13 protein-coding genes are annotated in these 13,152 nt (G+C 67.8%); 5 read left to right on the top strand and 8 right to left on the bottom strand.

All coding sequences use genetic code 11. From position 1 onward, the window contains the following. On the top strand, positions 1-1,326 hold the full coding sequence (locus AB0I82_RS02565; RefSeq protein WP_363255189.1) for a glutamate-1-semialdehyde 2,1-aminomutase: 1,326 nt from the start codon (positions 1-3) through the stop codon (positions 1,324-1,326). Between the two features lie 7 nt (positions 1,327-1,333). Here AB0I82_RS02565 and AB0I82_RS02560 read toward each other — a convergent pair whose 3' ends face one another. Then, entirely contained in the window at positions 1,334-1,990 is a 657-nt protein-coding gene (locus AB0I82_RS02560) for a phosphatase PAP2 family protein (RefSeq protein WP_363255188.1), read from the bottom strand. Positions 1,991-2,261: 271 nt separating this feature from the next. On the opposite strand from AB0I82_RS02560, the gene AB0I82_RS02555 reads away from it, so the two are divergent. Both AB0I82_RS02555 and AB0I82_RS02550 read left to right on the top strand, forming a co-directional pair. After that, entirely contained in the window at positions 2,262-3,329 is a 1,068-nt protein-coding gene (locus tag AB0I82_RS02555) for a tryptophan dimethylallyltransferase family protein (protein ID WP_363255187.1), read from the top strand. Positions 3,330-3,334: 5 nt separating this feature from the next. Next, the gene (locus tag AB0I82_RS02550) at positions 3,335-4,660 is read left to right on the top strand and encodes an aminotransferase class I/II-fold pyridoxal phosphate-dependent enzyme (protein WP_363255186.1); all 1,326 of its coding nucleotides are present in this window, start codon (positions 3,335-3,337) and stop codon (positions 4,658-4,660) included. Here the strand turns inward: AB0I82_RS02550 and AB0I82_RS02545 are convergent. From AB0I82_RS02545 to AB0I82_RS02520, 6 genes are all read right to left on the bottom strand, one after another. Next, entirely contained in the window at positions 4,559-5,899 is a 1,341-nt protein-coding gene (locus AB0I82_RS02545; RefSeq protein WP_363255185.1) for a cytochrome P450, read from the bottom strand. The genes AB0I82_RS02550 and AB0I82_RS02545 overlap by 102 nt on opposite strands. Positions 5,900-6,030: 131 nt before the next feature. After that, positions 6,031-6,654, bottom strand: coding sequence for an ATP/GTP-binding protein (locus tag AB0I82_RS02540; protein WP_363255184.1), 624 nt, complete (start codon positions 6,652-6,654; stop codon positions 6,031-6,033). Next, positions 6,635-7,003, bottom strand: coding sequence for a DUF742 domain-containing protein (locus tag AB0I82_RS02535; RefSeq protein WP_363255183.1), 369 nt, complete (start codon positions 7,001-7,003; stop codon positions 6,635-6,637). The genes AB0I82_RS02540 and AB0I82_RS02535 overlap by 20 nt, the downstream gene beginning before the upstream one ends. Continuing rightward, the gene (locus AB0I82_RS02530; RefSeq protein ID WP_363256049.1) at positions 7,000-7,386 is read right to left on the bottom strand and encodes a roadblock/LC7 domain-containing protein; all 387 of its coding nucleotides are present in this window, start codon (positions 7,384-7,386) and stop codon (positions 7,000-7,002) included. Before AB0I82_RS02530 ends, AB0I82_RS02535 begins: the two co-directional genes overlap by 4 nt. A gap of 50 nt (positions 7,387-7,436) precedes the next feature. Next, a complete protein-coding gene (locus AB0I82_RS02525; RefSeq protein WP_363255182.1) occupies positions 7,437-8,888 on the bottom strand; it encodes an ATP-binding protein in 1,452 nt (483 codons plus the stop codon). A 410-nt stretch (positions 8,889-9,298) separates the two neighbouring features. Further along, positions 9,299-10,303: a mechanosensitive ion channel family protein gene (locus AB0I82_RS02520; protein ID WP_363255181.1), complete on the bottom strand. Its 1,005-nt coding sequence runs from the start codon at positions 10,301-10,303 to the stop codon at positions 9,299-9,301. A 178-nt stretch (positions 10,304-10,481) separates the two neighbouring features. On the opposite strand from AB0I82_RS02520, the gene rutA reads away from it, so the two are divergent. After that, a complete protein-coding gene (rutA, locus tag AB0I82_RS02515) occupies positions 10,482-11,555 on the top strand; it encodes a pyrimidine utilization protein A (protein ID WP_363255180.1) in 1,074 nt (357 codons plus the stop codon). A 1-nt stretch (position 11,556) separates the two neighbouring features. Here rutA and AB0I82_RS02510 read toward each other — a convergent pair whose 3' ends face one another. After that, positions 11,557-12,168, bottom strand: a complete 612-nt coding sequence (locus AB0I82_RS02510; protein ID WP_363255179.1) for a short chain dehydrogenase — start codon at positions 12,166-12,168, stop codon at positions 11,557-11,559. A 70-nt stretch (positions 12,169-12,238) separates the two neighbouring features. Between AB0I82_RS02510 and AB0I82_RS02505 the strand changes: the two genes are divergently transcribed. Then, positions 12,239-13,126, top strand: a complete 888-nt coding sequence (locus AB0I82_RS02505) for a LysR family transcriptional regulator (protein ID WP_363255178.1) — start codon at positions 12,239-12,241, stop codon at positions 13,124-13,126. Positions 13,127-13,152 lie beyond the last annotated feature (26 nt).

Below are 13,152 nucleotides of genomic sequence, written 5' to 3'. Positions count from 1 at the left end.
GTGACCACCGAAGAGTTCCGACTGCCCCGGTCGCAGGCGGCGAACGAGCGGCTGCACACCCTGATCCCCGGCGGCGCGCACACCTACGCCAAGGGCGACGACCAGTACCCCGAGAACCTGGCCCCGGTCATCAGCCATGGCCGGGGTGCCCACGTGTGGGACATCGACGGCAACCGTTACATCGAGTACGGCTCCGGGCTGCGATCGGTCAGCCTCGGTCACGCCCACCCGCGCGTGATCGAGGCGGTGCGGCGGCAACTCGACCGCGGCAGCAACTTCGTCCGGCCGTCCATCGTGGAGGTCGAGGCCGCGGAATGCTTCCTCGCCACCGTGCCGACTGCCGAGATGGTGAAGTTCGCGAAGAACGGCTCCGACGTCACCACCGCCGCGGTGCGCCTCGCCCGCGCCGTCACCGGGCGCCCACGCGTGGCCCTCTGCGCCGATCACCCCTTCTTCTCCACCGACGACTGGTTCATCGGCACCACGCCGATGTCCGCCGGCATTCCGGCGTCGACCACCGACCTCACCGTGTCGTTCCCGTACGGGGACTTGGCCGCCACGGAGGAGCTGCTCACCCGGTACGAGGACGAGGTCGCCTGCCTCATCCTCGAACCCGCCACTCACACCGAGCCTCCGCCCGGCTACCTCACTGGCCTGCGCGAGCTGGCCGACCGGCACGGCTGCGTACTCATCTTCGATGAGATGATCACCGGCTTCCGCTGGTCCGAGGCGGGCGGCCAAGGCCTGTACGGCGTCGTCCCCGACCTCTCCACGTTCGGCAAGGCGCTGGGCAACGGGTTCGCCGTCGCCGCGCTGGCCGGGCGCCGCGAACTGATGGAGCGGGGCGGGTTGCGCGACTCGCGCGACCGAGTGTTCCTGCTGTCCACCACGCACGGCGCGGAAACACACTCCCTGGCCGCCGCGATGGCCGTGCAAACCACGTACGTCGAGGAGGGTGTCACCGCCCAACTGCACGGCCTCGGCGAATGGTTGGCCGCTGGTGTGCGCGAGGTCGCGGCGAGCATGGGCGTCGGTGACCACGTCCTCGTCCGGGGGCGGGCCAGCAACCTGGTCTTCGCCACCCTCGACGAGAACCGGCAGCCGTCGCAGCAGTACCGCACCCTGTTCCTGCGCCAACTCCTCGCGGGCGGGGTGCTGGCCCCGTCGTTCGTGGTGAGCAGCGCGCTCAGCGACGCCGACATCGACCGTACCGTCGACGTGGTGGCCCAGGCGTGTGCGGTGTACCGGAAGGCGCTGGACTCCGGTGACCCCACCCCTTGGCTGGCCGGGCGGCCGGTGAAGCCCGTATTCCGCCGCTTGGTGTGACGTAACGTCAGCGATTGGGCCGCCGAACGACGTCAGCCAGCCGGTCGACCAGCCAAGCGGTGACCGGTACCACCACCAGCGCGGTGCACCAGCCGCCGAGGACATCGGTCGGGTAGTGCGCGCCCAGGGCGACCTGGGCCCATCCCATCGCGGCGCCGGCGACCAGCGCCGCGGCGAGTACGAGTGACGTGCCGGCCGTCCTGCCAAGGCCGAGCCGGCCGGTCGCGAGCAGTGCCACGACAAGGGCGAACGCGGTGAGGAAGGCGGTGTGTCCGCTCGGGTAGGACAGATTGTCGCCGTGGATGGTGCGTCCCACCAGGGGCTTGAGGAGCGTTGTCGTCGCCACGGTGCTGCTGGTCCCGACCACGACGAGTACTGCCGCGCGCGGCCACCGCAGCAGCAGGCAGCCCGCCACGACCACCGCGACCAGCATCGCCGCACCGGCGGGCTCTCCCAGGAAGTCCGTGGCCAGGGCGACGCCCCGCCACGGTGGCCGCACGCTGTCCGCCGTTGGGTCGACGATCCACCTGTCCACCGTGCCGGGCTCGCTGTGGCCGGCGTACCGGACCCCGAGCACGACGACCACCAGCGCAGCGAGGGCCGCGATCGCCCCGAGCCACGCGCGCAGCAAGCGATCCAAGACGAGCCCCCTGTTCCATAGCATCCGTGCCCCCCAGACCGATGAGACTGTGCCTGTCTCTCTGGGCAACAGTGTGCACACCCGTCCGGCAGGGGCGCTCGCCGCCCACGGGGAAACACTCCGCAAGCCCCCCGCACGCTGCTGTCGGTGTGGAAGATTCTTCGTTATTCCTTAAGTAATAAAATCCGATGGGGCGATGAGGCACGGCGCAAGCGCACTGTACGGCGAGACCGGTGAGAGATAGGGGAGGAATTCCATGTTGTCTCCGCAGTCGGATTCGCGAGGGTCTGCTGACGTGACGTTCCTGGATTACGGTATTTCCACTGCCACGCGTCTTCTTGGCAGTACCGGAATGGATGCCGAACAGGGGGCGGCGGTACTGCGCAAGATGCTCTCGCCATGGGGGACGAGGCGGATCGCGAAGCGACCTGACTGGCACTCCGATGTGTGTGCTGACGGTTCGCCGATCGAGTTTTCCGCTGCCTTTTCGGTGGGCAGTATCAAAATTCGAGTGCTCGTGGAGGCCATTCCGCACGAGCCAAGCACCCTGGCCGCGCAGAAATCGGCGTTCGACCTCACTCAAGGACTGGTCCAGGACTTCGGCGCTGTCGACGACCGGCTCGCGGCAGTGTGGGAGCTGTTCCTGCCGGAGGAGAATCCGACCGGATTTGCCATGATGCACGCCGCCATCTTCACGCCAATCGGGCGGCCCGAGTTCAAGGTCTATCTGAACCCGAACGCCAATGACGTGATGACCGGCGCGGAGAGGACGCGCGAGGCGCTGGATCGCTTGGGGTTCGGCAAGGCTTGGGAAGCAGTCAGCGCTTATGGCCGGCGGGGATTCGACCTCGATCGCATCGTGTATTTCGGTCTTGATCTGATCGATGGTCCGGACTCGCGCGTCAAGGTGTACTTTCGCCACTACGATGTTTCCCCGGCAGAGCTCGATGCCCGCATGGAGATTTCCGACCAGCATGAGGCAGGCCTCCTGGGGGAGTTGTGCCGCAGACTGACCGGAAGAGCCGGCGAGCTGAGGGATCAGCCGCTTGTCAGCAATCTGACCTTTACGGCGGCCGGCGGGCATACCCCAGTATCCGCCACGGTGTACATTCCGTTGTGGCTGTACGCGGAGAGCGACGGAATAATACGGGATCGCATCGACTCCGTCATGGCCGATATGGGCCTTCCCGGTGGCTGCTATCAGTCACTGCTGAACCACATGGCCCGGCGTCCACTGGCGGACGGGCGTGGGATACACACCTACGCATCGGCGCGTGTGCAGCAGGGTAAGCCACGTATGACCACGTACTGGTCCTCGGAACTTTACGACCGATACCCGCCTGCCCGGTATCAAAGAGGCTGATCTCCATGCTGCTTCGGGGTGCGACCAGATCGCTCAGATCGCTGTTCGACGACGCGCGGGTACGGCCCGATCTGCTGCGGGATCAATCACCGATTCGGTGGGGCGCTTACCCATCCGACGTCATCCCGTTGACGGCTGCCGAATCGGACTTTCCTGGGCCCCAGGCGGTCCGGGACGCCATCATCCTGTCGCTTGCCGAGGGCTACTTTCCCTATGCGTCACCTGCTGGGCTCGGTGAGCTCCGGGAAGCGTTCGCCGACGTGGCGAAGGCTCGTTATGGAATCAGCGCCACCCCCGATCGGGTGGTGCTGGCGCCCGGCACGGCAGCCGCACTCTGGGGCGTGGTGCACCTGCTGTGCGGGGAAGGTGACGAATGCATATTGCTGGATCCGGTTGACCTGCTGTTCGGTCAGGCCATCGATGCCGCGGGGGCCCGGCGGGTTTATTGCCCGCTGGATAAACCTACGGGGCGGCTCGACCCGGACCGGCTCGCCTCGCTCATCACTCCGCGCACCGCTCTCATTTGTCTGTGCAATCCGCACAATCCCTTGGGTACGGTCTTCAGCGAGGAGACGCTCCGGGCGGTAGCGGAGACCGCGGGTAGGCACGGTCTGCCGGTCCTTTCCGACGAGGTATGGAACGAGATCGTGTACCCACCCGCGGCGCATGTCAGCATGGCGGGCCTGGACATGACGAGCAGCCGGCGCATCTACACGCTGACCGGGCTCTCCAAGACCTTCGCGCTTCCCGGGCTGCGGATGGGATGTGTGATCGCCCCGAATGCGCGCGAGGCGGTCACATTGCAGCTCACCTTCCAACGTCTTGGCGGTGCGTACAGCCTGACCCCCTTCGCGCAGGCCGGTGCTTTGGCCGCACTGCGGCACGGCTGGCCCTGGCGGGATGCTTTCCTGGAGCATCTGCAGGAGATGCGGGACTACTGTGTGGAACGGCTGAACGGAATGCCGGGCGTGTCGTGCAGCCGCCCGGACGGGACGTTCGTTCTCTTTCCCGACACATCATCCAGCGGGCTGGACAGCCGAGCGATGGCCGAATTCCTCCTCGCGGAAGCCCGGGTGGCAGTGGTGGCCGGTACAACAGAGTGGTTCGGCCCGGCTGCCGAAGGCAATATCCGTATCAGCTATGCCACTTCCCGGGGGGTGCTGGAAGAGGCGTTGAATCGCATGGAAAGGGCAGTCGAACGTCTTTCAGTAGCCGATCAACCACGCCTTTCAGCCGCGCAGCCACGTCTTCAGCGCGTACCACCAGCGCGCGCGCCTGCTGCGAAGAGGGCGCGACGGAGGCGGAACTGGGCGCTCGGCAGCGGAGCTTGAGCCGCTGTCCGTGACGTCCCGAGGGCGCTCGGCCTCTGCACCGCACCCGGCCGACCCGGGAAGCAGGGCGGCGGGCGCGCCGGAACCTCCGGACCGGGACGCGGTGAAGGTCACCGGCAGGCTGGTCAAGTGGCGCGTCATCCAGCCCGATTTCCAGCGCAGCTCCTCCTCGGGAACGCTCAGACCCACGTCGGGCAGTCGCGCCAGCAGAGTGTCGATGCCGGTGTCGGTGATGGTGCGGCCGATGTTCTGGCCGGGGCACTCCTGCGGGCCGCTGCTGAAGGCGAGATGCGAACGGTTTCCGTGCAGGGGAGCCGTGAGGTCCGGCCGGACGGCCGGGTCGTGGTTCCCGGCGGCCAGACCGAGCAGCAGCATGTCTCCCGCCTCGACTTTCTGGCCGCCGACCTCGGTGTCCACGGCAGCCCAGCGACCGGGGATGGTCATGAGTGGCGGTTCGCTCCACAGCACCTGCTCCACCACGTCGGGCAGGGTCATCTGCCCGCCGGCCAGCGACGCGTGGCAGCGGGGATCGGTCAGCACCATTCGCAGGGTGCTCTTGAGGAGGTTGACAGTGGTTTCGTTCCCGGCGATGAGGATGACCCGCAGGTGATTCCACACCTCCTCGTCGGTGAGCGCGGAGGAGTGTTCGATCAGCCAGGACGTGATGTCGTGGCCGGGGTTTCCACGCTTGCGCCGCACGAGTTGCTGGAGAGTCTCCACGATGAACTCGTTGCTGGCTACCGAAGTCTCGGTGCCCGCCACCATGTCTCTGCTGGCCTCGACCAGCCGCGGGCCGTACTCGTCGGGCATCCCCAAGAGCTGTGTCATCACGAGCATGGGCAGTTGCTCCGCGAAGTAGCCCACCAGATCTGCTGCTCCGCGGTGGGCGAAGCCGTCGATCAACTGGTGGGCGGAGCGGGTGATCTGGCGTCGGATTCCGCGGCGGTTGAAGCGCTCCAGGCTGTCGGTGACCGCCAGACGCAGCCGGTCGCGTTCCGCACCGTCAAGGAACAGACAGACCGGCTGCCAGGCAATCATCGGGAGCAGTGGGGAATCCGGCGGAACCTTGCCCTCCTTGAACCAGCGCCAGGTGCGGGAGTCGCGGCTGAACCGGGAGGGGGTACCGGCGACCTCGAGGATTTCGCGGTAACCGAGGACGATCCAGGCCGGCAGGTCGCCGTCCAGGAGGACCGGCGCGACGGGCCCGTGCTCGGCGCGCAAGCGCTCGTACAAGCTCATCGGGTCCTTGGCGGCCTCGGGTCCGAGAAGCCGCGCGAGTCCGGCAGTATCCCCGAACCGGGCGTGTGCCGGGCACTCCGGAGGCGGCTCGGATGCTGACGTGGTGCGGGACGGGTCGGGGAAAGAGGCGGTCACCATGGCTCCGGGTTTGTGGTGGTGAGAGTGTGCAGGTAACGCATGAGGGTCAGCAGGGCATCACGGCTGGAGCCGCGGTTGCGGGCATCGCAATCGATGACGGGTACGGCATCGGGGATGTCCAGGGCCGCTCGGAGCTCGGACACGGGGTGGGAGGGGGCGTCCGGGAAGGCGTTGATGGCGACGACGAAAGGCATGCCACGTTCCTCCAGTCGGCCCATCACGTCGAAGCTGTCTTCCAGCCGCCGGGTATCGATCAGGACCACAGCACCCAGCGCGCCTTCGAAGAGGCCGTTCCACAGGAACCAGAAGCGCTGCTGGCCCGGGGTGCCGAACAGGTACAGCACCAGTTCGTCATTGAGGGTGATCCGGCCGAAGTCCATCGCCACGGTGGTCTCGGCCTTGCGCTCGACGCCGGCGATGTCGTCCACCCCGGCACTCGCCTGGGTCATGGTTTCCTCGGTGGTCAGCGGCCTGATCTCACTCACCGCTCCGACCATGGTGGTTTTACCGACTCCGAAGCCGCCGACGACCACCACCTTCACCGCCGAGGTGACCGAGGCCGGCAGGGCGTCCTCGCTCCGGGGACCGACGACGGATTCAGAGTTTCTGAAGTCCATGCATCACCGCCTCCAAAAGTGCGACATCGGGCAACTTGGCCGGGGCCGGTACCCGGGCTTCGACATGACCGTGCGACAGCAGATCCGCGAGCAGTACTGCGACCACGCTGACCGGCAGGTGGAGGTAGGCGGAGATCTCGGCGACCGACAGCGGGTAGTCGCATATCCGGACGATGGCGGCCTGTTCGGGCTGCATGTTCGCGCCGGCCTCGTGCCGGCTCACGATCAGCGTCACCATGTCCAGCGGGGAGCGCTTGTCGGGCAGGTCCCGGCCGGACGTGACGACGTAGAGCCGTTCGGGACCGCCCTCTTCCCAGTCCGGGCGCTGTGGCTGTTCCGGGTCGTTCATGGAACCTGCCGGTCGGCCCGCGGCGGGCTGGTGAGGTGCTGGCCGATCCGGGCGACCAGGTCCCGCATACGCTGTCCGATGAGCCCGGCGTCCACGTCGTCATCCGCCAGCACCGCCAGGTACGCTCCGGCGCCGGCTGCCATCAGATAGAAGAAGCCGCCGTCGACCTCGATGACGACGAGTTTCATCTTTCCGTCGCCCTGCGGGAATTCCGTGCCGACGGCCGCCGACAGGCTTTGCAGTCCGGCACAGGCGGCGGCGAGGCGATCCGCGGTGTCTTTCTCCGTACCGAACTGTGCCATGCACAAGCCGTCCGAGGACAGCACCACGACATTTCGAGTCTGCGGAACACTGGACGCCAATTCCTCCAGCATCCAGTCCATATTGAGCCGTTGCTGTGTCGCCACTTGCTTATTCATCCTTACCTAATGGCTCAGTTACTGCTGGGACCCTCGTCATCGCTCAGGCCATCGGGACGATGCTCCGGGGAATCGGCTCGGGACTCGCCGTAAGCGCCCTCGTGAAAGGCGGCCAGCCACATTCCGGCCTGCGGGGGTTGCTCGACCGGTGCCGGGGACGGGGAGTCAGCGGTGGGAAAGGCTGCGGGTTTCGGCCGCGCGGGGGGCACCACTGCGCGAGTACGGCGTCTGCGCTGCGGGAGGCCATTGGCGGGGCGCGGAGCGTCAGTGGACACCGGTTCCTCGACAATCACGCCGTAACGGCGCTGCGGTCCGAGGGTGTGACGGGGCGGCGGCAGGGTGGCGGCCTTGGCGACGGCTCCGCCGGGCGCAGGTGTTGCGGTGATCAGGTCCGGCGGGACGATCAGGACGACGCGTACGCCGCCGTACGCGGATGCGCGGAGGGAGACTTTGAAGTGGTACGTGTGGGAAAGCCGGCCGACCACTGCGAGGCCGAGCCGTGGTGACTCGCCCAAGTCGTCGAGGTCCAGGCCGCTGGCGGAGTCCTGTGCCAGCGCCCGTTCGGCGCGGATCCGGGCTTCATCGGTCAGGCCGAGCCCGGCGTCCTCGATCTCGACGGCCACCCCGGACTGGACCTCCGCCGCGGTCAGGTGAACCCGTGTCTGTGGCGGTGAATAACGAGTGGCGTTGTCCAGCAGCTCGGCCACGGTGTGGATCAGTGGTTCGACCGCGCTGCCGAGAATTCCGACGTCGGCCACCGAGTGCAGCTCGACACGCTGGTAATCGGTGATCCGGGACATCGCGCCGCGCAACACATTGAACAGCGGAATGTTCTTCTGCCACTGACGCCCGGGCCGGGCCCCACCGAGCACGGCGATGCTGTCCGCCAGCCGGCCGATCAGCGCGGTCCGGTGATCGAGGTGCAGCAAGTCACCGAAGACATCCGGATCATTGCCGTGGCGGTCCTCCATCTCCCGCAGCTCCTGGGCCTGTTGATGAACGATGGCCTGGACCCGTCGGGCGATGTTGACGAAGGCCCGCTGGGCGGAGTCACGCAGATCCTCCTCGGCCTCGACGGTCTGAAGGAGGTAGCGGAGCACCGAATGGTGTGCGGCTTCGAACCGGGGGCTGACGCGGGACACGGGGGCGGTGCTGCGCAGTACGGTTTCGACCGGGACGCCCCGCTGAAGCTGCGCCATGGCCGCGGGCAGGACCTCCTTGGCCATCCGCAGTGTTTCGGTCTCCTGCTCGGCCAGCTGTCGTTGCGCCAGCGCGTCACTCTCGGCGCGCTGCCTGCGCAGTCGGTCGATCACGCGCCCCCGGCGCGCGGCCTCTCCGGCGGCGACGGCCACCGCCGCCGTTGCGATGATGCCGGCCCAGGCGGTGTGGGCGCGGGTCGCCGAGGGCGTCAGCGACACGGCCAACGCCGTACATATGGACAGTAGCGCGGGTGGCAGCAGCCACATTGCGGTGGAAGTACGCCCCGGCCTTCGGGGTGACGAATCAGCACGAACCATCGGCATCCTCAGAGCGCTAATGGAGAGGGACAGGGCGTCACGCGCGGCAAATACAGACGCCAGGAGAAGGAATGAAGGGGCGAAGGAATGCGAACAAGGTTGCCGCATTTGGATACACGCTCAGCAGCGCGTGTCCCCCGCCACAAGCGGCTGCGCGGCAGTGAGCATAGCGGTACCTGAGGGGCTTTGTGTGATGAGTGCATATAACACATGAATGCACTGGCGTGCGAAATTCTGGAGAAACGTTTTGGACTGGCTATTCACCAGAATTGAGCGAGGCCGGGATGCAGACGCAAAAATGGGCCCAGGCCGACGAGGTCGGCCTGGGCCCATTTTCGTAGGAGCCGCTTTCGGATCCGTCAGCGAGGTGCGGGGAGTGCGGGGGCGGCGGTGTCGTCTTCGGTGCGCATCCAGACCGTGCGCTGGGGGAAGGGGATCTCGATGCCCGCGGCATCGAGGGCTTCCTTGGCGCGACGGCGCAGTTCGCGGGTGACGCCCCACTGCTTGAGGGGGGCGGTCTTGACGACGACACGTACGACGACACCGTCGGCGTCCAGGGACTGCACACCCCAGATCGACGGCTCCTCCAGGAGGACGTCCCGGAACTCCGGGTCCTGGCGCAAGGCATGACCGGTCTCTTCCAGGACGCTGTAGACCGTGTCCAGGTTGGAGTCGTACGCCACGGAGACATCGAGGACCGCGCGGGCCCATTCCTGGCTGTCGTTCCGCACCCGCCGGATCTCGCCGTTGCGGATGTGCCACAGACCGCCGTTGAGGTCGCGGACCTGAGTGAGGCGGAGGCCGACGTGCTCGACCTCACCGACGGCCTCGCCGAGGTCGACGGAGTCACCGACGCCGTACTGGTCCTCGATCATGATGAGCATTCCGGACAGGTAGTCCGCGACCAGGCTCTGCGCGCCGAAGCCGATCGCCAGGCCCACCACGCCCGCGCTGGCCAGAATCGGGCCGAGAGCGATGCCGATCTGGTCGAGAATCATCGCCAGGCCCATGACGGAGACCACGATGGTGACGATGCTGCTGAGTACCGTACCGATCGTGCGTGCGCGCTGCTGGCGCCGTTCGTTGGCGCGGGAGTGATCGCGCTGCAGGACGGCGGGGCCGCGGCTGGTGCGGCGCGGCTCGCTCTCACCGTCGCCGGCCTGCAGGATGCGCTGCACAGCGCGGTCGATCGCCCGCTTGGCCACCGCGCGCACGATGACCGCGCCCACGATGATCAGGAGGATGCGCAGCGGTACGCCTATCAGGGTGTCGACGTTGTCCTGCACCCAGCCGGGGACGGCTATCGCCTGATCGGTGACGTCGCTGCTCAGTACGTGAGACGCGGATGCGTCCAGGGGTGACACGGGAGTTGCTCCAGACGATCGAGGTACGTTGCTACTCGGCGCGTAGAAAGTAGTTGTGCCGCTGCGCAAGGTCAAAAGCGCACCGCACCGGCTCGTTCCTGGAGGCGACATGAGCACCTGAGGCGTACGCGGCGCAGCCGCGCTCGGCTTCTCCCCCCACCAACCCGTAAGGAGCGCTATGGATATCGGTGTTTTCATCCCCATTGGCAACAACGGCTGGCTCATATCGAAGAGTTCGCCGCAGTACATGCCGAGCTTTGAGCTGAACAAGGCCATCGTGCAGAAGGCCGAGGAACATGGGCTCGACTTCGCGCTGTCGATGATCAAGTTCAAGGGCTTCGGTGGGGAGACGGAGTTCTGGGACCACTGCCTTGAGTCGTTCACGCTGATGGCCGGGCTGGCCGCCGTGACCGAGCGGATCAAGCTGTACGCCTCCACGCCGATCCTCGCCCTGCCCCCGGCGATCGTCGCGCGGATGGCGGTCACGGTCGACTCCATCGCTCCCGGGCGGTTCGGGGTCAACATCGTCACCGGGTGGGCGCCGGGCGAGTACACGCAGATGGGCCTGTGGCCCGGGGACGAGCATTTCGGCAACCGTTATGCGCGGGCCGCCGAGTACGTCAGTGTGATGAAGGAGCTGTGGAGCGAGGGCGTCAGCGACTTCAAGGGCGAGTTCTACGAGATGGACGGCTGCGTGCTGTCCCCGCGGCCGGCGAACGGCCACATCGACATCGTGGCCGCGGGGCAGAGCGGTACCGGAATGTGGTTCGCCGCCGAGCACGCCGACTACAACTTCATCCTGGGCAGCGGTGTCAACACCCCGCTCGCGCTGTCGGACACCACCGCCGCGCTCGTGGACGCGGCGCGGACGACAGGGCGTGACGTCGGGGCGCTGCCGCTGTTCATGGTCATCGCCGACGAGACCGACGAGGCCGCCCGCGCGAAGTGGCAGGACTATCACGACCACGCCGACCTCGCCGCGCTGGCCTACATGGCGGGGGAGACGGCAGCGGACGCGACGGACGACGACTCGGCCACCGCCCGGACCATCTCGTTGCCCGAAGGCGCCGTGAACTTCAACATGGGCACGCTCGTCGGCTCGTACGAGACCGTCGCCAAGATGCTGGACGATATCGCCGAGGTGCCAGGCACGAAGGGGATCATGCTGGTCTTCGACGATTTCCTCGAAGGGATGGAGGACTTCGGTACGCGTATTCAGCCGCTGATGAAGTCCCGGTTGGAGAAGTCGTGAGTCACAGTTGGTGGATCTGGCCCGTCTGCGCCCCCTCCACCGAGCGCACGTACGCCTGGGCGACCCGGTCCGCGGGCACTGAGCCCATGCCGGGGAAGAAGTCGCCGTAAGCGTCCAGGGACTCGGTGACGACGTTGGGGGAGACCGCGTTCACCCGCTGCGGGGCGATCTCGATCGCGGCGGCACGGACGAAGGACTCGACGGCTCCGTTGGCCATGGAGGCGGCGGCGCCGGTGCGGATCGGCTGGTGGGTGAGTACGCCGGTGATCAGCGTGAAGGAGCCGCGCTCGGCGATATGGGGGAGGCCCTGGCGTACCAGCTCTATCTGGGAGAGCGCCTTCCCGGTGAAAGCGGCCTGCCAGCAGTCGGGGCCGAGTTCGGCCAGCGGCTTGAACGGCGCCGACCCGGCCGCGCTGACCACCGCGTCCAGCGGACCGGCGGCCTCGTAGAGTGCGGTGATCTGCGCCGGGTCGGTGATGTCGAAGCGCAGGTCGCCCGAAGTACGGCCGACGGTACGGACCTTGTGGCCGCGGTCGGTGAGGGCCTGGTGCACGGCGCTGCCGAGGGTGCCGCTCGCGCCGATCAGGAGGATGTTCTGCTGCCGGTTCGTCATGGCGGCCACGCTAGGCGGGCATCGCAGGGCCGGGGAAATGCCGTCTGCGGACTGTTTATGCTTGGCGGTTATGAATGTCGAGCTGCGTCATCTGCGGGCCCTGGCGGCGATCGGTGACGAGGGGACTCTGACGGGTGCCGCCCACGCGCTGCATGTCACCCAGCCCGCGCTGTCGCGCACCCTCGCCCAGCTCGAACAGCGCGTCGGTGTACGGCTGGTGGAGCGGACGACGCGCAGCCTGCGGCTGACCGAGCCCGGCACGCGGCTGTGGGAGAACGCGCACCGGATACTCGGCCAGCTCGACGACGCCCTCGCCGACGCCGGGCAGGGCGCGCCGCGCCCCCTGCGGCTCGTCTTCGCCTGGGCGGCGCTGGGCAGCCACACCGTGCCGCTGCTGCGCGCATGGCGCGAGCGGCACCCCGAGGTACCGGTGGACATCCGGCGGGCCGACGATCCGGCGGCGCTGCTCCGCCGCGGCGAGGCGGACCTGGCGTTCCTGCGGTTGCGTCCGGCGCCGGACGACCCGCATGTCGTACATCGCCCACTGGCCCGCGAGCGCCGGATGGCCGCCCTGCCGGTGGGGCATCCGCTCGCGGACCGTGCGGCGGTGGAGCTCGCGGAGCTCAGTACGGAGACGGTGGCGCTGTGTGCGACGGCCGCGACGACCGGCGCCGAGCTGTGGCCGGCGGGGCGGCGGCCACGCACGGTGACCGTCCCGGGTGTCGACGAGTGGCTGACGACGATCGCGACCGGCGCGGCGGTCGGCGTGACGGCGGAGGGGACCGTGTACCAGCATCCGCATCCGGGCGTGCGCTATCTGCCGGTGCGCGACGCCGACCCGGTCACCGTCCACCTGGCCTGGCACGCGCGCCCCGCCCACCCGGCGGTCGATGCCTTCCGCGACCACACCGAGCGGCATATCGCGGAGAGTGACCGGAGGGCCTCCGCCGACGTGTGAGGCCGGGGCTCAGCGCCGGGCGCCCG

This window comes from Streptomyces sp. NPDC050315 (genome assembly GCF_040655775.1).
Classification (GTDB): Bacteria; Actinomycetota; Actinomycetes; order Streptomycetales; family Streptomycetaceae; genus Streptomyces.
Note: the sequence above shows the minus strand (reverse complement) of the source record. Positions and strands in the feature narration are given on the sequence as shown.